Annotated in this window: 18 protein-coding genes; 9 read left to right on the top strand and 9 right to left on the bottom strand. The window is 61.3% G+C overall.

Features of this window, described 5'->3' with window-relative positions; all coding sequences use genetic code 11:
• Positions 1–6: 6 nt before the first annotated feature.
• The 4 genes from G3O01_RS38280 to G3O01_RS38265 all read right to left on the bottom strand — a co-directional run bounded on the left by G3O01_RS38280 (position 7) and on the right by G3O01_RS38265 (position 3,390).
• Complete coding sequence (locus G3O01_RS38280) at positions 7–159, bottom strand: hypothetical protein (protein WP_205812469.1); 153 nt, start codon at positions 157–159, stop codon at positions 7–9.
• 493 nt (positions 160–652) lie between these two features.
• Entirely contained in the window at positions 653–1,339 is a 687-nt protein-coding gene (locus G3O01_RS38275; RefSeq protein ID WP_205812467.1) for a diacylglycerol kinase, read from the bottom strand.
• 40 nt (positions 1,340–1,379) lie between these two features.
• Positions 1,380–2,411, bottom strand: coding sequence for a glycosyltransferase family 1 protein (locus G3O01_RS38270; protein ID WP_205812465.1), 1,032 nt, complete (start codon positions 2,409–2,411; stop codon positions 1,380–1,382).
• Positions 2,412–2,448: 37 nt separating this feature from the next.
• The gene (locus G3O01_RS38265) at positions 2,449–3,390 is read right to left on the bottom strand and encodes a UDP-2,3-diacylglucosamine diphosphatase (RefSeq protein ID WP_205812463.1); all 942 of its coding nucleotides are present in this window, start codon (positions 3,388–3,390) and stop codon (positions 2,449–2,451) included.
• Positions 3,391–3,869: 479 nt separating this feature from the next.
• On the opposite strand from G3O01_RS38265, the gene G3O01_RS45660 reads away from it, so the two are divergent.
• Positions 3,870–3,995, top strand: a complete 126-nt coding sequence (locus tag G3O01_RS45660; RefSeq protein ID WP_277403082.1) for a hypothetical protein — start codon at positions 3,870–3,872, stop codon at positions 3,993–3,995.
• 221 nt (positions 3,996–4,216) lie between these two features.
• Here the strand turns inward: G3O01_RS45660 and G3O01_RS38260 are convergent, their stop codons facing one another.
• The 4 genes from G3O01_RS38260 to G3O01_RS38245 all read right to left on the bottom strand — a co-directional run bounded on the left by G3O01_RS38260 (position 4,217) and on the right by G3O01_RS38245 (position 6,572).
• Entirely contained in the window at positions 4,217–4,717 is a 501-nt protein-coding gene (locus tag G3O01_RS38260) for an RDD family protein (protein WP_346779253.1), read from the bottom strand.
• A gap of 81 nt (positions 4,718–4,798) precedes the next feature.
• Positions 4,799–5,566, bottom strand: a complete 768-nt coding sequence (locus G3O01_RS38255) for a DUF3106 domain-containing protein (RefSeq protein WP_205812459.1) — start codon at positions 5,564–5,566, stop codon at positions 4,799–4,801.
• A gap of 17 nt (positions 5,567–5,583) precedes the next feature.
• Positions 5,584–6,012 (bottom strand): DUF3619 family protein, encoded by a 429-nt coding sequence (locus G3O01_RS38250; protein WP_205812458.1) that lies wholly within the window; start codon positions 6,010–6,012, stop codon positions 5,584–5,586.
• The gene (locus tag G3O01_RS38245) at positions 6,009–6,572 is read right to left on the bottom strand and encodes an RNA polymerase sigma factor (RefSeq protein WP_205812456.1); all 564 of its coding nucleotides are present in this window, start codon (positions 6,570–6,572) and stop codon (positions 6,009–6,011) included. Before G3O01_RS38245 ends, G3O01_RS38250 begins: the two co-directional genes overlap by 4 nt.
• A gap of 419 nt (positions 6,573–6,991) precedes the next feature.
• Between G3O01_RS38245 and G3O01_RS38240 the strand changes: the two genes are divergently transcribed.
• The 6 genes from G3O01_RS38240 (at position 6,992) to G3O01_RS38215 (ending at position 14,772) form a co-directional block, all read left to right on the top strand.
• Complete coding sequence (locus G3O01_RS38240) at positions 6,992–8,755, top strand: acetolactate synthase 3 catalytic subunit (RefSeq protein ID WP_205812454.1); 1,764 nt, start codon at positions 6,992–6,994, stop codon at positions 8,753–8,755.
• A 111-nt stretch (positions 8,756–8,866) separates the two neighbouring features.
• The gene (gene ilvN, locus G3O01_RS38235; RefSeq protein WP_007588180.1) at positions 8,867–9,358 is read left to right on the top strand and encodes an acetolactate synthase small subunit; all 492 of its coding nucleotides are present in this window, start codon (positions 8,867–8,869) and stop codon (positions 9,356–9,358) included.
• Between the two features lie 12 nt (positions 9,359–9,370).
• On the top strand, positions 9,371–10,468 hold the full coding sequence (gene ilvC, locus G3O01_RS38230) for a ketol-acid reductoisomerase (RefSeq protein ID WP_346779252.1): 1,098 nt from the start codon (positions 9,371–9,373) through the stop codon (positions 10,466–10,468).
• A gap of 124 nt (positions 10,469–10,592) precedes the next feature.
• Positions 10,593–11,231, top strand: a complete 639-nt coding sequence (locus G3O01_RS38225; protein ID WP_109483990.1) for a phosphatidylserine decarboxylase — start codon at positions 10,593–10,595, stop codon at positions 11,229–11,231.
• Positions 11,232–11,252: 21 nt separating this feature from the next.
• The gene (gene pssA / locus G3O01_RS38220) at positions 11,253–12,125 is read left to right on the top strand and encodes a CDP-diacylglycerol--serine O-phosphatidyltransferase (RefSeq protein WP_205812450.1); all 873 of its coding nucleotides are present in this window, start codon (positions 11,253–11,255) and stop codon (positions 12,123–12,125) included.
• A gap of 1,096 nt (positions 12,126–13,221) precedes the next feature.
• Positions 13,222–14,772 (top strand): 2-isopropylmalate synthase, encoded by a 1,551-nt coding sequence (locus G3O01_RS38215; RefSeq protein WP_205812448.1) that lies wholly within the window; start codon positions 13,222–13,224, stop codon positions 14,770–14,772.
• 96 nt (positions 14,773–14,868) lie between these two features.
• Here the strand turns inward: G3O01_RS38215 and G3O01_RS38210 are convergent, their stop codons facing one another.
• Entirely contained in the window at positions 14,869–15,393 is a 525-nt protein-coding gene (locus G3O01_RS38210; RefSeq protein ID WP_205812446.1) for a hypothetical protein, read from the bottom strand.
• 179 nt (positions 15,394–15,572) lie between these two features.
• On the opposite strand from G3O01_RS38210, the gene G3O01_RS38205 reads away from it, so the two are divergent.
• Entirely contained in the window at positions 15,573–16,856 is a 1,284-nt protein-coding gene (locus G3O01_RS38205; protein ID WP_205812444.1) for a branched-chain amino acid ABC transporter substrate-binding protein, read from the top strand.
• A gap of 157 nt (positions 16,857–17,013) precedes the next feature.
• Positions 17,014–17,283, top strand: a complete 270-nt coding sequence (gene rpsO / locus G3O01_RS38200; protein WP_205812442.1) for a 30S ribosomal protein S15 — start codon at positions 17,014–17,016, stop codon at positions 17,281–17,283.
• Positions 17,284–17,423: the final 140 nt, after the last annotated feature.

The raw sequence follows: 17,423 nt of genomic DNA, 5'->3' as shown, positions 1-17,423 counted from the left end.
CGGCACCTACTTTTCTTTGCCGCGGCAAAGAAAAGTAGGCAAAAGAAAGCCGCTGAACACCGCCAGTTCTTGTAGTTGCCCACGGGCCCCCAACTGCCCCATCCTGTTCGCGGCATCGCTCTTCTCGATGCCCGCTGCCAGCGCTTCGAACTGGCTCATCACCCACTTCACACTCCCGCGTCGCGGCCCGCGCGATCAGATTGTCCACGTTCTATAGCGGCAAACTGTGTGTAGGCTGTCGCGGCGTACACGCATCACTCCGGACTGAAAAGCACCATCGGTGTCGTAGGAGCGCTGAGGTGTGGAGTACTACGACCTACACACAGTTTGCCACCTGGGCGGCCGTTATCATTCGCTGCCGCTGGCTGCGCTACGGGTGATTGAAGTGGGTGAGGCGCCGGTTCAAGCCGCTGGCAACGGGCATTGAACGGAGCGGTTGGGTGTGAAGTGGAGGAACTGTTGGGGGCCCTCAGGCGGAGGTCAAGAACGGGCGGTGTTAGCCCGCTTTCTTTGCTTACTTTCTTTGCGGCGGCAAAGAAAGTAAGTGCCGCCCCGCACAGGGGCAACGCATGAAACACGAAGGCATATCGCGGATGCCAGCGCAAACACAAGCAAACCAAAACAAAGCATCGCAGGACAAAAACCAAAAACCTTAAAACATTGCCCGAACCCACCGAACAACAATCGGCCCCACCAACAACCCCCAAGTCATCACACAGATAAAAAGCGCAACCATAACAGCAGCACTGCCAAGATCCTTTGCACGCCGGGACAACTCATGCCGCTCAAGCGAAATCCGGTCAATCGCGGCCTCGACGCTGGAATTCAGCAACTCGACGATCAGCACAAGAAACACAGACCCGAGCAACAAGACTCTCGACACGGCATCGACAGGAACAAGCACGCCGCACGGCACAAGAATCGCTGCAAGCGTCAGTTCCTGACGAAACGCACTCTCTTCGCGAATTGCGACACGAAACCCGGCAAACGAATTCTTCATCGCATGCCAAGCGCGCGTGATCCCGCGATTACCCTTGTACGGATTGAAAGGCAACGGCGCGAGCGGATCGTCAGGACCCAACGGTTCGGTCGGTTCCGACGACGCATCGGCAGGCGATGCACCTTCGGCGGCTCGCGCGTTATCGCGCGTCGTGGATGACATGGCAGATGATTTCGCTGGAGCAGGTCTGGACTGTCCAGCATAACCCGCATGCGTCGCGGCGTCCTCGTGCACGTCGTCGAAGGGATCGCTGAAAGGCTGCGCGTCCTGCGCGGAAGTCCTGGCGTCGCGCAGCGAATCCTGCGGAGCGCGCAATGCGTTCGATTGTCTCGTTTGCATGGGCGTGGCGAGAAGTGAGGGCGCTTGCGCGTCGGACGGATCAGGCAGCGGCGCTTTCCTCGCGATACGCAGAGCGCGACAGCGGCTTCAGATGTGCGGCGAACTGCTCGGAAGCGGCCGCCCACGAGAAACGCTCGGCCCACGCGCGCGCGTGGTCGCGGTCGATCTTCAGCGCCTCCAGGCATGCTTCGCGCAAGTCGTCGTGCATCGCGCCCGCGCCGCCTTCACCCAGCACGTCGATCGGGCCCGTCACCGGGTACGCCGCGACGGGCGTGCCGCACGCGAGCGCTTCCAGCAGCACGAGACCGAAGGTGTCGGTGCGACTCGGGAACACGAATACGTCGGCGGCTGCGTAGACTTTCGCGAGCTCGGCCTGCGTCAGCACACCGAGATAGTTGGCAGCGGGATAGCGCGATTTCAGTTCGGCCAGCGCCGGCCCTTCGCCGCATACCCACTTCGAGCCGGGCAGATCGAGTTTCAGGAACGCTTCGACATTCTTCTCGACGGCCACGCGTCCGACATACAGAAAGATCGGCCGCGCGGTGTTCAGCACCTTCGATTCCATCTGCCGGAAGATGTCGAGATCGACGCCGCGTGTCCACAATACGACGTTCGTGAAGCCGAACTTTTCGAGGTCGGCCTTGACGACGGGCGTCGGCGCCATCACCGCGAGCGACGCTTTGTGGAACCAGTGCAGGAAGCGATACGTCCACGCGACGGGAATCCCGAAGCGCGCCTGCACGTACTCGGGAAAGCGCGTGTGATAGGCGGTCGTGAACGGCAGCTTGTGCTCGATCGCGTAGGCGCGCGCGGCAAGACCAAGCGGGCCTTCCGTCGCGATGTGCAACGCGTCGGGCTGGAACTCGTCGATGCGCCTGCGCAAATGGCGCCGCGGCATCAGCGACAGGCGGATCTCGGGGTACGTCGGGCAGGGAATCGTCTTGAACTCGAGCGGCGTCAGCAGATCGACCGTGTGGCCGATCGCCGTCAGTTCGCGCGTCGTGTTCTTCAGCGTGCGGACGACGCCGTTGACCTGCGGTTCCCACGCATCGGTGACGATCATGATCTTCATGCGGCTGGCCCTCTCGTAGTGGTGGTGTGGTGTGCGCTTACGCGGTCGCGCGCGCTTTCGTCGTGCTCGCTTCGGGCGAACGCATCACGGTCCAATAGACGATCTTCAGTTCGCCTTCGTATGTCTCGACGAGCGCCGACAGGCTCTCGACCCAGTCGCCGTCGTTGCAATACAGCACGCCGTCGATCTCGCGTATCTCGGCCTTGTGGATGTGCCCGCACACGACGCCGTCGCAGCCGCGGCGGCGCGCTTCGTCCGTCATCACGTTCTCGAACGCGGAGATGAAGTTGACCGCGTTCTTCACCTGGTGCTTCAGATACTGCGACAGCGACCAGTACTGGAAGCCGAGCTTGATGCGGATGCGGTTGAACCAGCGGTTCAGCACGAGAATCATCGTGTAGAGCGTGTCGCCGAGATACGCGAGCCACTTCGCATGCTGGATCACGCCATCGAACAAATCGCCGTGCACGATCCATAGGCGCTTGCCCTGCAGCGTGGTGTGAAACGCTTCGCCGCGCACGTGGATGTCGCCGAACGCGAGATCGCAGAACTGGCGCGCGCCTTCATCGTGATTGCCTGGGATGTAGACGACCTGCGTGCCTTTGCGCGCCTTGCGCAGGATCTTCTGCACGACGTCGTTATGCCCTTGCGGCCAGTACCAGCCTTTCTTCAACTGCCAGCCGTCGATGATGTCGCCGACGAGGTACAGGTATTCGGATTCGTTGTGGCGCAGGAAGTCGAGCAGATAGTTCGCCTGGCAGCCGCCCGAACCGAGATGGATATCGGACAGCCAGATGGTGCGATAGCGGTGCGAGTTCTCGTGATCGTCGTCGTGGTGGCTTTCGGATGGTGTCACCGATGTCGGCAGATGCGGAATCGGAGGCAGGCCGGTTGAGGAGGAGCGGGGGCCGAAAGCGACGGGATCGACGCTCGGGTCAGTCTGACGGAAGAGGGAAGTCGCGGACGTGTTGTTGTCCATGGCTCACGCGTCGAGTTGCAGTACCCGCATTGCGCCATCGGCGCGTGACGGAGCCGTGACAGTCATGAGAAGTTCTTATTACGGGAGGGGTTTGGGGGTGGGGTTGGGAGGTTGGTTGGGCTTGTTCGCTGGCATCCGCGATTTGCCTTCGTGCTTCACGCGTCGCCCCTGTGCGGGGCGGCACCTACTTTTCTTTGCCGCGGCAAAGAAAAGTAGGCAAAAGAAAGCCGCTCACACCGCTAGTTCTTGTGCCTGCCTGAGGGCCCCCAACAGTTCCTCCACTTCAAACGGCAACCTGATATTCACTGCCCGTTGCCAACGCTTTGAATTGGCTCATCACCCGCTTCACGCCCCCGCGTCGCGGCCTGCGCGATCGCAGTGCCCACGTTCTATCGCGGCAAACTGTGTGTCGGCTTTCGCGCCGGATGCGCTTCACTCCGGACTGAAAAGCACGATCGGTGTCGTAGGAGCGGCGACGTGTGAAGTACTACGACCTACACACAGTTTGCCACCTGGGCGGCGCAAACCATTCGCTGCCGCTGGCGGCGCTACGGGTGATTGAAGCGGGTGAGGCGTTGATTCGAAGCGCGGGCAACGGACACTGAATGGCAGAACGCCGTGTGAAGTGGAGGAACTGCCGGGGGCCCTCAGGCGGTGGTCAAGAATTGGCGGTGTTAGCCCGCTTTCTTTGCTTACTTTCTTTGCGGCGGCAAAGAAAGTAAGTGCCGCCCCGCACAGGGGCAACGCCTGCGCCGCGAAGGCGCTAACGCGGATGCCAGCGAAAACCTCCAAAAAACCGAGCCAGCGTCGCAGACAAAAACCAGCGCTAACGCAAAACGATTCTGGTCCCCGCCACCCGATCATGCAAAAACTGCCGGCCGGCACCAATCCGTCCAACAGCCGCGTACAGCCCAAACCAGACGCTTGCGACAATCAAGGTCTGGGGCACCTTAAGCCCCAGCAGAGGATGCAACGCAAGCGGCGGCAAAAGCCACAGCCAGGCGAGCAAATAACGCAACACCGCACGCGATACAGACAATCTGGCGCCATCCCTGGCGTTAACTACCCGTAGACGCCAGGTCTTCATCGGCAGCGTCTGGCCACCGTGCGTCCAGAACCAGACAAAGTACGCACCGACCACCAACCCGATCCAGGCCGCAAGCCAGTTGTGATGGACGAGGCCATTGCGCTGCTGCGTGAGCGTGCTGAACAGATACCCCGCGATGAACACGACACCGAACAGCAGCACCGCTTCGTACATCATTGCGGCGAGCCGGCGTCGCACCGTCGGCGTCTCAGGTTCTGCGGGAACAGGTTGGGGCGGCACGGCTGCAGAGTCGACAGAAGTGGACACGGGCTGGGCCTCGGTTGCCGTTGATGAGCCCGCGGCGCAGGCTCGCAGGGGAGATTATGAGCCGTTGAAGATGGACGGCGCCTCGGATGGCGAGACAGGTGTCGGCGTCGCCGGCACGAAGCTGCCGACGGCCGGAATGGCGGGCGCAGGCGTCATGCTGCCTGCGGCGCCCGCTGAAGCGCCGGCCGTCGCGGGCGGCACGGGCACGCTCGCGAGCTTGTCCTTGCCGTTCACGAGCCGGTTGATGTCCTTGATCTCGGATTTGCCCGACGGCGGCGCGCTGACCACAGTGGGGCGGCGCTTGCGTTCGGTGGCGGCGAGCTTCTGTTTCTGGTCTTCAGGTAACTGCTGGTACGCCTTCCACGCGTTCTGGCGCGCCTCACGCGGCACTTCTTTCGAGACCTGATAGTTTTCGCGCGCGACGCGGCGCTGTTCGGGCGTCATGTGGACCCATTCCGCCATGCGTTCATGAAGCCTTTTTTGTGCTTCAGGCGTCATCTTCGGGTAACGCGACGCAATTTTAAGCCATTTGCGCTTGCGCTCCTCGCTGAAACTGTCCCATTGCGCCTCGAACGGCGCGAGCGCGACGTGGTCGGCACTGGAGAGCTTCGCCCATGCGAGCGGGCTGTTCGAGGTGGGCAGGCCGGGCAGTTCGACCGTCAGCGCCGGAGCGGCCGCCTTCGCGGGCGCAGCAGCTCCGCCGCCAGCGGGCGCCGGGGCAGGCGTGGGCGTCGGGTAGAAGCGCGGATAGGTGGCGGCAAATGACACCAGTGCTGCAATCACGCATCCGGACACAACGGCAAGGCCGCGCTTGTAACTCACCCGTCAGCTCTCCCCGGTCAGTGGTTGCGCGTCAGGTACGCGTTGAACCCGTGATCGAGATAGGCATTGAGCGGCAGGTCGTCGCTCAGCATGGCGGCATCGATATCCGCGAGCTCGGCCGTGCGCTGGTGGTCTTCCCACCACGCAATGCCAGCAAGGCCGATGACGAGCGCGAGCACCGGCCACGCGAGCACGAGCTTGCGCAGGCGCGGCAGACGGCGCGAGCCTTCCGGTTGCGGCAGATGGGCAAGCGTCCCCGCGCCGACGAAGACCGGCGCGAAGGCAGGTGCCTCCACGGCTTCGGGCTTCTTGCGGGCGAGCGCAGCGCGGCGCGCGGCGGCGAGCCGGTCAGTCGTAGCAGGCGGAATGCGGGCAGCGTTTTCGTCGAGCGCACGGCGAAGCTGCCGCGCAAACTCGAGTTCTTTTGTTTCGAGAGCGGAGCTCATAGCGTGATTCCTTTGGCCTTGAGCGCTTGCGCCAGCGTGTGCGTAGCTCGCGAGCAGTGCGTTTTCACACTGCCTTCCGAACAGCCCATCGCAGCGGCAGTCTCAGCGACATCCATATCTTCCCAGTAACGCATCAGAAACGCCTCCCGTTGACGTGCCGGCAACTTTTGGATTTCGTCGTCGATCAGTTGCAGGACCTGTTCGCGTTCGAGCTGCTGCTCGCTGCTTTCCACGCCGGTCGAGCCGTCCTGGCTTTCGAACGTCTCCAGCGGGTCGAAGTCCTCGTCGTCCGCATTGCCCAGCGACGAGAACAGGGTCACCCACGTATTGCGCACCTTCTGCCGACGGAAATAGTCGTGCATCGCATTCTGGAGAATACGCTGAAACAAAAGCGGCAGCTCAGCAGGAGGGCGGTCGCCGTATTTTTCGGCGAGCTTGATCATCGCGTCCTGCACGATGTCGAGAGACGCATCGTCGTCCCGCACGGCGTAGACCGTCTGCTTGAACGCGCGCCTTTCGACGCCCGCCAGAAAATCGGCGAGTTCCTTGTCTGATGCCATCCGTTGGGGGTCGGCGCAGCGAGTGTGCGCGGAATCGGTCGAAAAATGTCGTAAAACTCGCGGATGCTAACAAACTTTCACCCGCACCGGGGGAAAACACGGCAAGCCTGCGCGCTGGATCGAGCTTTTGCCGCTATTTGTACGTATCCGTCAAGGCGTTCGTCAGACAGGCGTAATCAACAGGTAAGCAGGTCGGAAGTTGACGACAAAAGCGGGAAACCGGTCAATCATGGAAATATTTGCTTGACCATCGGACGCATCGTAGATATCGTCTACGGTTCGCAACATAAGTGACTTGTCTCATTTGAGGTTGGCCCAAGAAGCCTTCCTGTCAAACTGGACGCGCCGCTTGAACCCGAGCCACAAGCCCGGCAGAGAGCACCCGATCAATTTTTTGCCGAAAATTCGAAAGGTGAACGATGAATATGCCCAGCGCGGAATTCTCCACGTCGGATACGACTCCCCATCACGAAGCTGACTCTATCGGCGCCACCGTGCTCATGAAAGCACTGGCCGACGAAGACGTCGATTTCATCTGGGGCTATCCCGGCGGCTCGGTACTCTACATCTACGACGAGCTTTACAAGCAGGACAAATTCCAGCACGTCCTCGTGCGCCACGAGCAGGCCGCGGTCCACGCCGCTGATGCTTACGCGCGTTCGACCGGCAAGGTCGGCGTGTGTCTCGTGACCTCCGGCCCCGGCGTCACCAACGCGGTGACGGGCATCGCGACGGCCTATATGGATTCCATCCCGATGGTGATCATCAGCGGCCAGGTGCCGACTGCCGCCATTGGCCAGGATGCGTTCCAGGAGTGCGATACCGTCGGCATCACACGTCCCTGCGTGAAGCACAACTTCCTCGTGAAGGACGTGCGCGACCTCGCCGCAACCGTCAAGAAAGCATTCTTTATCGCCCGTACCGGTCGTCCCGGCCCGGTGCTGATCGACATTCCGAAGGACGTGTCGAAGGCGCCTTGCCAATACGAGCCGATCAAGAGCGTGTCGCTGCGCTCCTATAACCCGGTCACGAAGGGTCACTCGGGCCAGATCCGCAAGGCCGTGTCGTTGCTGCTGTCGGCCAAGCGTCCGTATATCTATACGGGCGGCGGCATCATTCTCGCGGACGCGTCGCGCGAACTGAACCAGTTCGCCGATCTGCTCGGCTATCCCATCACCAACACGCTGATGGGGCTGGGCGGCTACCGCGCGAGCGACAAGAAATTCCTCGGCATGCTCGGCATGCACGGCACGTACGAAGCCAACATGGCGATGCAGCACTGCGACGTGCTGATCGCGATCGGCGCGCGTTTCGACGACCGCGTGATCGGCGACCCGGCGCACTTCTCGTCGCGTCCGCGCAAGATCATTCACATCGACATCGACCCGTCGTCGATCTCGAAGCGCGTGAAGGTGGATATCCCCATCGTCGGCGACGTGAAGGAAGTGCTGAAGGAACTGATCGAGCAGCTGCAGACGGCCGAGCATGGCCCCGACACCGCGGCGCTCGCCGACTGGTGGAAGGACATCGAAGCCTGGCGCGCGAAAGACTGCCTGAAGTTCGACCGCAAGAGCGACATCATCAAGCCGCAATACGTGGTGGAAAAGGCGTGGGAACTGACGGACGGCAATGCCTTCGTGTGTTCCGACGTCGGTCAGCACCAGATGTGGGCGGCGCAGTTCTATCGCTTTAACAAGCCGCGCCGCTGGATCAATTCCGGTGGTCTCGGCACGATGGGCTTCGGCCTGCCGGCGGCGATGGGCGTGAAGATGGCGCACCCGGACGACGACGTGCTCTGTATCACGGGCGAAGGCTCGATCCAGATGTGCATCCAGGAACTGTCGACGTGCAAACAGTACGACACGCCCGTCAAGATCATTTCGCTCAACAACCGCTATCTGGGCATGGTGCGCCAGTGGCAGCAGATCGAATACAGCAAGCGCTATTCGCATTCGTACATGGATGCGCTGCCTGACTTCGTGAAGCTCGCCGAAGCGTACGGCCACGTCGGCATGCGGATCGAAAAGACCGCCGACGTGGAACCTGCGCTGAAGGAAGCACTGCGCCTGAAAGATCGCACGGTGTTTCTCGACTTCCAGACCGATCCGACCGAAAACGTCTGGCCGATGGTTCAGGCCGGCAAGGGCATCACGGAGATGCTCCTCGGGTCGGAAGATCTATAACGAGCGCCTTCCTGCGCCGGCTTCGTCATGCACGTCTCCACAAAAGGCGCAAGCGGACGGAGCGGCGCGGAACGCACGCATCGCATACATCGACATCTGGAAGAAGCGAACATGAGACACATCATTTCCGTTTTGCTGGAAAACGAACCGGGCGCGCTGTCGCGCGTGGTCGGCCTGTTTTCGGCACGCGGCTACAACATCGAAACCTTGACGGTGGCGCCGACCGAAGACCGTTCGCTGTCGCGCATGACCATCGTTTCCATTGGCTCGGACGACGTGATCGAACAGATCACGAAGCATCTGAACCGCCTGATCGAGGTGGTGAAAGTGGTCGACCTGACAGAGGGCGCCCACATCGAACGCGAGCTGATGCTGATCAAGGTTAGGGCGGTCGGCAAGGAACGTGAGGAGATGAAGCGGATGTCGGATATTTTCCGCGGCCGCATCATCGACGTCACCGAAAAGACCTACACGATCGAACTGACGGGCGCGAGCGAGAAGCTCGACGCGTTCATCGAAGGGCTCGACGCCACCGCGATTCTCGAAACGGTCCGCACGGGCGGTTCGGGCATCGGACGCGGCGAGCGTATCCTGAAGGTTTGATAAACCAGTTCGATCCATGCCAGGCGTTGCTCCAGGCGCCCGGCTCAAGCACTACACACGCAACATTTTTCTGAATTTCGCCAAGGAACTGACATGAAAGTTTTCTACGACAAGGACGCCGACCTCTCCCTCATCAAAGGCAAGCAGGTCACCATCATCGGCTATGGCTCGCAAGGCCATGCTCACGCGCTGAACCTGAAGGAAAGCGGCGTGAACGTCACGGTCGGTCTGCGCAAGGGCGGCGCATCGTGGAGCAAGGCTGAGAACGCAGGTCTGACGGTCAAGGAAGTGGCGGAAGCCGTGAAGGGCGCCGACGTCGTCATGATGCTGCTGCCGGACGAGCAGATCGCCGAAGTCTACGCAAAGGAAGTGCACGCGAACGCCAAGCAAGGCGCAGCGCTGGCATTCGCGCACGGCTTCAACGTGCACTATGGCCAGGTGATCCCGCGTGCTGACCTCGACGTGATCATGATCGCGCCGAAAGCACCCGGCCACACGGTTCGCGGCACGTACTCGCAAGGTGGCGGCGTGCCGCACCTGATCGCAGTCGCGCAAGACAAGTCGGGCGCAGCACGCGACATCGCACTGTCGTACGCAGCAGCGAACGGCGGCGGCCGTGCCGGCATCATCGAAACGAACTTCCGCGAAGAAACGGAAACCGACCTGTTCGGCGAACAGGCAGTTCTGTGCGGTGGTACCGTCGACCTGATCAAGGCTGGTTTCGAAACGCTGGTCGAAGCAGGCTACGCGCCGGAAATGGCTTACTTCGAGTGCCTGCACGAACTGAAGCTGATCGTCGACCTGATCTACGAAGGCGGCATCGCGAACATGAACTACTCGATCTCGAACAACGCAGAGTACGGCGAGTACGTGACGGGCCCGCGCATCATCACGGACGAGACGAAGAAGGTCATGAAGGAAGTCCTGAAGGACATCCAGACGGGCGAGTACGCGAAGAGCTTCATCATCGAAAACCGCGCTGGCGCGCCGACGCTGCAATCGCGTCGCCGTATCACGGCTGAGCACCAGATCGAGCAGGTTGGTTCGAAGCTGCGCGCGATGATGCCGTGGATCGCGAAGAACAAGCTGGTCGATCAGTCGAAGAACTAATCTGCCCGTTTTTCGCACTCCGGCGCACGAAATGCGCCGGAAGCATCAAAAAGCCGTCCAGAGGTGCTGAACCCTGGACGGCTTTTGCTATCCTACGGTTTTCAAAAAGACTGAACCCAATTTTATGAATTACCCTCATCCGATCATCGCGCGCGAAGGCTGGCCGTTTATCGCCATCGCGGCCGTCGTTGCGTTGTTGATCCACTTCGTCGCAGGGTTCGGCATTGCCTGGATTTTCTGGCTGTTGCTCATCTTCGTCGTGCAGTTCTTCCGCGACCCGGCGCGCCCCATCCCGACTCAGGCCAACGCTGTGCTGTGCCCGGCCGACGGCCGCATCGTCGCTGTCGAAACCGCACACGATCCTTACGCGAACCGCGAAGCGCTGAAGATCAGCGTGTTCATGAACGTGTTCAACGTGCACTCGCAGCGCTCGCCCGTGGATGGCGCGATTTCGAAGGTCGAATATTTTCCGGGCGCGTATCTGAACGCGGCTGTGGACAAAGCTTCGACGGAAAACGAGCGCAACGCGGTCGTGATCGAAACGGCGAGCGGCGCGACGGTGACGTCGGTGCAGATCGCGGGCCTGATCGCGCGACGCATTCTCTGCTACGTGCGCGCGGGCGAGCCGCTCACGCGCGGCCAGCGCTACGGCTTCATCCGTTTTGGGTCGCGTGTCGACGTGTATCTGCCTGTCGGCAGTCGTCCGCGGGTGTCGATCGGCGAGAAGGTGTCGGCTTCGTCCACGATTCTGGCTGAGCTATAAAGCGGCACAGGGGAGGGTTCGATGGCCGCATTCAAACCGCGTCGTCCTCGCAGCAGCGGTTCGCCGCAGCCGCGACCGTTTCGGCGCAACAAGCCGCCCGTGGTCGGGGAATCTGTGATCGACAGCCGGCGCGCTGCGCGTCAGCAGTTTCTGCGCAAGCGCGGCATTTATCTGCTGCCCAATGCATTCACGACGGCGGCGCTCTTCTGCGGATTCTTCGCCGTCGTGCAGGCGATGAACGTGCGCTTCGAGGTTGCCGCGATCGCGATTTTCGTCGCGATGGTGCTCGATGGCATGGATGGGCGTGTCGCGCGGATGACGCACACCCAGAGCGCATTTGGCGAGCAGTTCGACAGTCTGTCGGACATGGTGTCGTTTGGCGTTGCGCCGGCGCTCGTGATGTATGAGTGGATCCTGAAAGATCTGGGGCGTTGGGGCTGGCTGGCGGCGTTCGTGTATTGCTCGGGGGCGGCGCTGCGGCTGGCTCGCTTCAATACGAATATCGGTGTCGTCGACAAGCGGTTTTTTCAGGGGATGCCGAGTCCGGCTGCGGCAGCCTTGATCGCTGGATTTGTCTGGCTTGCTACCGATAACCGCGTGCCGCTGAAGCTCGTGTGGCTGCCCTGGGTTGCGTTTGCGTTGACCATTTACGCGGGCGTCACAATGGTGTCGAATGCGCCGTTTTATAGCGGTAAGGCGCTCGATGTGCGGCATCGTGTGCCGTTTGCGGCGATTCTGCTTGTTGTTGTTGCGTTTGTGCTGGTTTCTTCTGATCCGCCTTTGATGTTGTTTGGGTTGTTTGTGCTTTACGGTTTGTCCGGGTATGTGTTTTGGGGCTACCGGGCGGTGCGGGGGATGGGGAATCCGGCTCGGTCTTCGCAGAGGCCAGGATAAGGTTTTTGTTTTTTGTCTGGCGACGCTTGGGTGGTTTGCTTGTGGTTTCGCTGGCGTCCGCGTGATGGTGTTGGTGTATTAGCGTTGCCCCTGTGCGGGGCGGCACCTACTTTTCTTTGCCGCGGCAAAGAAAAGTAGGCAAAAGAAAGCCGCTGAACACCGCTAGCCCTTGTTCTTGCCCACGGGCCCCCAACCGCCCCGTCCTGTCCGCGGCATCTCTCTTCTCGAAGCCCGCTGCGAACGCTCTTATTGAGCGCCTCACCCGCTTCATGCTCCCGCGTCGCTGCACGCGCGATCAAATCTCCCACGTTCTATAGCGCCAAACTGTGTGTAGGCTATCGCGCCGCATACGCTCCACTCCGGACTGAAAAGCGCGATCGGTGTCGTAAGAGCACCAAGGTGTGAGTCACTACGACCTGCACACCGTTTGCTACTTGGGCGGCCGTAACCATTCGCTGTCGCTGGCTGCGCTACGGATAATTGAAGAAGGTGAGGCGATTATTCAAGGCGTTGGCAACGCGCATCAAACGGAGCGGTTGCCGTGTGAAGTGGAGGAAAGGTCGGGCCCTCCGGCAAGAACTAGCACTGGCGGTGTTAGTCCGCTTTCTTTGCTTACTTTCTTTGCGGCGGCAAAGAAAGTAAGTGCCGCCCCGCACAGGGGCAACGCATGAAGCACGAAGGCAAATCGCGGATGGCAGCGAACGCACGAGCAAACCAAAGCCAGCGCCGCAAGCCAGGCGAAGTAACTGCCGCCCCGCAGAGGAACACCGCATGAAGAACCGATAACAAAACGCGGAGGCCAGCGAAAAAAGACCAGAAACACGAAAACCCAAAACCCAGGCCCCTACCGGGCCTCCCCAATTGCACGTTTGCGGCATTGCCGCTATAGTCTCTGGCATGGCACTTTCCAAGTTCCCCTTCCTGTCTCTTCAAGCCGGCAAGCTACTACGCTCGCTAGCGCTAGCGCGCCTGCCGCGCTGATCGTTTTCGCCCTCCGTCTGCCTCGTTCGTTGTCTAGCGTCGCCTGCGGTGGTGGCGCAAACACTCGAATTCCGTTTTCCAATTCAAACTGACCGAATCCCCCTGGAGACCCGAGATGGCAGACAAGCTCATCATTTTCGACACGACCTTGCGTGACGGCGAACAATCGCCCGGTGCGTCGATGACGAAGGAAGAAAAGATCCGTATCGCCAAGCAGCTCGAACGGATGAAAGTCGACGTGATCGAAGCAGGCTTCGCCGCCAGCTCGAACGGCGACTTCGACGCGATCCACACGATCGCCGGCATGATCAAGGACAGCACGATCTGCTCGCTCGCCCGCGCGAACGACAAGGACATCCAGCGCGCCGCTGACGCCCTGAAACCCGCCGACCATTTCCGCATACACACGTTCATCGCGACGTCGCCGCTGCACATGGAAAAGAAGCTGCGCATGACGCCCGAACAGGTGTTCGAGCAGGCGAAGCTGGCCGTGCGTTTCGCGCGTAAGTTCACGAACGATGTGGAATTCTCGCCGGAAGACGGCAGCCGCTCGGATATGGACTTTCTGTGCCGCGTGCTCGAAGCCGTCATCGCGGAAGGCGCGACGACCATCAACATCGCCGATACCGTCGGCTACGGTGTGCCGGAACTGTACGGCAATCTCGTGAAGACGCTGCGCGAGCGCATTCCGAACTCGGATAAGGCCGTGTTCTCGGTGCACTGCCATAACGACCTCGGCATGGCCGTCGCGAACTCGCTGGCTGGCGTGCAGATCGGCGGCGCGCGTCAGGTGGAGTGCACGATCAACGGTCTCGGCGAGCGCGCGGGCAATACATCGCTCGAAGAAATTGTGATGGCGGTGCGCACGCGCAAGGATTATTTCGGTCTCGATCTGGGCATCGATACGACGCAAATCGTGCCGGCGTCGAAGCTCGTGTCGCAGATCACGGGTTTCGTCGTGCAGCCGAACAAGGCAGTGGTCGGCGCGAACGCTTTTGCGCACGCGTCGGGCATCCACCAGGACGGCGTGCTGAAGGCGCGTGACACCTACGAAATCATGCGCGCCGAAGATGTGGGCTGGACCGCGAACAAGATCGTGCTCGGCAAGCTGTCGGGCCGTAACGCGTTCAAGCAGCGTCTGCAGGAACTGGGGATCTCGCTCGACAGCGAAAGCGAACTGAACCTCGCATTCCAGCGCTTCAAGGAACTCGCGGACCGCAAGTCCGAGATCTTCGACGAAGACATCATCGCGATCGTCACGGAAGAGTCCGCGGAAGCGCAGGAAAAGGAACACTACAAGTTCGTCTCGCTGTCGCAGCACTCGGAAACGGGCGAGCGTCCGCACGCGCGCATCGTGTTCTCGGTCGAGGGCAAGGAAGTGGTCGGCGAAGCGAACGGCAACGGTCCCGTCGATGCCACGCTGAATGCGATCGAAACAGAAGTGGGCAGCGGCTCGGAACTGCTGCTGTACTCGGTCAACGCAATCACCACGGGTACGCAGGCGCAGGGCGAAGTGACCGTGCGTCTGTCGAAGGCGGGGCGGATCGTGAATGGCATCGGCACCGATCCGGATATTGTCGCGGCTTCGGCCAAGGCGTATCTGTCGGCGCTGAACCGACTCGGCGCGGGCCATGACAAGGTGAATCCGCAGCGCTCGGAAATCTGATGCTTTCGGGCGGCGTTAGGCCGCGATGAGAAAAACCCCGCTGCGGCGGGGTTTTTCTTTGTGTGTGCGCTAAGTCCTAATTCGTGGCGAAACAGCTCAGAACAGGCTGCGTCGGTCCGGATCGTGCAGCGGATCCGGCGTCTTCTGCGTCAGACGCAAAATGCCCTGATCGTCGAAATAGAAGCTGTACATCATGTACCAGACGTTGTCTTCCAGGTAGCGATAGGTCCACACCTCGCGCTTCATCAGCGGAAAGTAGTTCGTTTCGACCGGGCGTCCGAAATTGACCAGCACGTCATCGCGCGTCCATTTACCGATTTCCGCGCGATAGAACTCGTTCGGCTGCAGCACCTGGCGCACGTTGATGATCTTGCCGGACGCGTCGACGTCAGCGGCGGTGGTGTATTCACCCATCGGCTGTGTCGGCCACATCAGGCGCTTGCCGCCGTTGGGCAGGTCGTAGACTTCGCGCGGCGGGCCGAGGCGCGCGACGATCGTCGATTGATCCGCGCCGGCCTGATAGTTCTGCCACGGCTGCGCGCAGCCGGCGAGCACAAGGGCGCAGGCGAGTGCCGCGAGCGCGCCGCGCACCGGGCGCGCGGATGAAAGGTGGTTGAGCATGGACACCTCCAATGGTGTTCGATGGCTGGTTGTTGTTCTGGTCAGATATTTTGACATGCGCCGCGCCAAAAGATTTGTCGGACGTTCGCCCGCTGCGACGGGTTTTCGCCCGCTAGCTGCTTGCCTGTGGTCAGCGTGCCGTCCTATGATCCGCGCTTCGATCGACAGATGAGACGCTGATGAAAGCAAAGTGGGCGAAGGCGGTAATGGCGGCGATGACGCTGGCGGCAGCATCGGTTCCTGCAACGGGCGTGCACGCGCAAGCGGCGCCCGCCGGTGCGCCGATCCGCATTGCGATGATCGAGGGCATGTCCGGCCCGTTCGCCAACGCGGGTGCGGCCGTCGAGCGAAACCTGCGTTTCGGTGTCGAAACGGTCAACGCGCGCGGCGGCGTGAAGCTCGCGGACGGCGCGCATCCGCTCGAACTCGTCGTGCTCGACAGCAAGGGCAGCGCGGAAGAGGCGCTGGTGCAACTGCGCGCGGCCGCCGACAGGCACATCGGCTTCATCACGCAAGGCAACAGTTCGGCCGTGGCGGCTGCGTTGCTGACGGCGATCGACAAGCAGAACACGCGCGAGCCCGACAACCGAGAACTGTTCCTCAACTATTCCGCCGACGACCCCGCGCTCACCAACGCGAACTGCAGCTTCTGGCATTTTCGCTTCGACGCGCATGCGGGCATGCGGATGGACGCGCTCGCCGATGTGATCCAGCGCGATAAATCGGTGAAGAAGGTCTATCTGCTGAATCAGGACTACAGCTTCGGGCACGACGTGAGCACGCTCGCGCGCGCGGCGCTCGCCTCGAAGCGGCCGGATGTCGCCGTGGTCGGCGATGAATTTCATCCGATCGGCCGTGTGAAAGATTTCGCGCCGTATATCGCGAAGATTCGCGCGAGCGGCGCGGATGCGGTGATTACGGGCAACTGGGGCAACGATCTGACGCTGCTGGTGAAAGCGGCGCGCGAGCAGGGCCTCGACACCAAGTTCTACACGTTCTACGGCAACAGCCTTGGCGCGCCGGCGGCGCTTGGCGATGCCGGCGTGAAGCGCGTGATCGCCGTGGCGGACTGGCATCCGAACGCAGGCGGCGCGGCGTCGGACGCGTGGTACGGGTCGTTCCACCAGCGTTTCCCGGCCGCATCGGACGATTACCCCGTGCTGCGCATGCCGCTGATGATCGAAATGCTGGCGGCCGCGATGACCAGAGCAGGGAGCGCGCAGCCCGAAAAGGTCGCGAAGGCGCTGGAAGGGATGAAGTACGACAACGGCTTCCATGCGTCGTGGATGCGCGCCGACGATCACCAGCTGATCCAGCCCCTTTACGTGATGGAGATGGACAAGGCGGGCACGTCGGGCGTCCATTTCGACAACGAAGGCTCTGGCTACGGGTTCCGGACGGTTCTGGCGCTGGCGCCCGAGCGCACGCTTGCGCCGACGACGTGCCAGATGAAGCGGCCCTGAACGTAGTCCTTCCCGAGGCCTACAGCGTCCAGAAGCTGGGCCCGAACCGGCAGGGTTCGACGGATTGCAGGGCTGTGCTACAATACGCGACTCGTTTTGTTGTAACCCACGGCACGGCCCTTCTTCCGTGACCGCCTGTGATTCAAAGGAAATCAACATGTCCGTAGCTGAAATCAAGAAATCCGACGTCGTCGCGCAATTCGCACGCGCTGCTAACGACACCGGCTCCCCCGAAGTTCAGGTCGCTCTGCTGACCACGCGCATCAACGAACTGACGGTTCACTTCAAGGCCCACTCGAAGGATCACCACAGCCGCCGCGGTCTGCTGCGCATGGTGAGCCGTCGCCGCAAGCTGCTCGACTACCTGAAGGGCAAGGACGCTGATCGTTACCGCGCTCTGATCGAGAAGCTGGGTCTGCGTAAGTAATCCGGCGCATCGGACTTTCTGTCAGCAAGATGCCTGTGTCAGTTCCGCTGATACAGGCATTTTGTTTTTCAACGGTGCGCTTCATGTGAAGTTTGCCGTTGTTCACCCGCCCGGCGTGCCGGTTGCGTCGCGGGTAACAA

The organism is Burkholderia sp. Ac-20365 (genome assembly GCF_017104715.1).
In the GTDB taxonomy this organism is placed as follows: domain Bacteria; phylum Pseudomonadota; class Gammaproteobacteria; order Burkholderiales; family Burkholderiaceae; genus Paraburkholderia.
Note: the sequence above shows the minus strand (reverse complement) of the source record. Positions and strands in the feature narration are given on the sequence as shown.

Excerpts from the sequence above, each read along its gene's own strand:
- G3O01_RS38250 (WP_205812458.1), bottom strand. The coding sequence starts at position 6,012 with ATGAGCTCCGCTCTCGAAACAAAAGAACTCGAGTTTGCGCGGCAGCTT.
- rpsO (WP_205812442.1), top strand. The coding sequence starts at position 17,014 with ATGTCCGTAGCTGAAATCAAGAAATCCGACGTCGTCGCGCAATTCGCA.
- G3O01_RS38265 (WP_205812463.1), bottom strand. The coding sequence starts at position 3,390 with ATGGACAACAACACGTCCGCGACTTCCCTCTTCCGTCAGACTGACCCG.
- G3O01_RS38210 (WP_205812446.1), bottom strand. The coding sequence starts at position 15,393 with ATGCTCAACCACCTTTCATCCGCGCGCCCGGTGCGCGGCGCGCTCGCG.
- G3O01_RS38270 (WP_205812465.1), bottom strand. The coding sequence starts at position 2,411 with ATGAAGATCATGATCGTCACCGATGCGTGGGAACCGCAGGTCAACGGC.
- G3O01_RS38280 (WP_205812469.1), bottom strand. The coding sequence starts at position 159 with ATGAGCCAGTTCGAAGCGCTGGCAGCGGGCATCGAGAAGAGCGATGCC.
- pssA (WP_205812450.1), top strand. The coding sequence starts at position 11,253 with ATGGCCGCATTCAAACCGCGTCGTCCTCGCAGCAGCGGTTCGCCGCAG.
- G3O01_RS38240 (WP_205812454.1), top strand. The coding sequence starts at position 6,992 with ATGAATATGCCCAGCGCGGAATTCTCCACGTCGGATACGACTCCCCAT.
- G3O01_RS38245 (WP_205812456.1), bottom strand. The coding sequence starts at position 6,572 with ATGGCATCAGACAAGGAACTCGCCGATTTTCTGGCGGGCGTCGAAAGG.
- G3O01_RS38275 (WP_205812467.1), bottom strand. The coding sequence starts at position 1,339 with ATGCAAACGAGACAATCGAACGCATTGCGCGCTCCGCAGGATTCGCTG.
- G3O01_RS38215 (WP_205812448.1), top strand. The coding sequence starts at position 13,222 with ATGGCAGACAAGCTCATCATTTTCGACACGACCTTGCGTGACGGCGAA.
- ilvN (WP_007588180.1), top strand. The coding sequence starts at position 8,867 with ATGAGACACATCATTTCCGTTTTGCTGGAAAACGAACCGGGCGCGCTG.
- G3O01_RS38205 (WP_205812444.1), top strand. The coding sequence starts at position 15,573 with ATGAAAGCAAAGTGGGCGAAGGCGGTAATGGCGGCGATGACGCTGGCG.
- G3O01_RS38225 (WP_109483990.1), top strand. The coding sequence starts at position 10,593 with ATGAATTACCCTCATCCGATCATCGCGCGCGAAGGCTGGCCGTTTATC.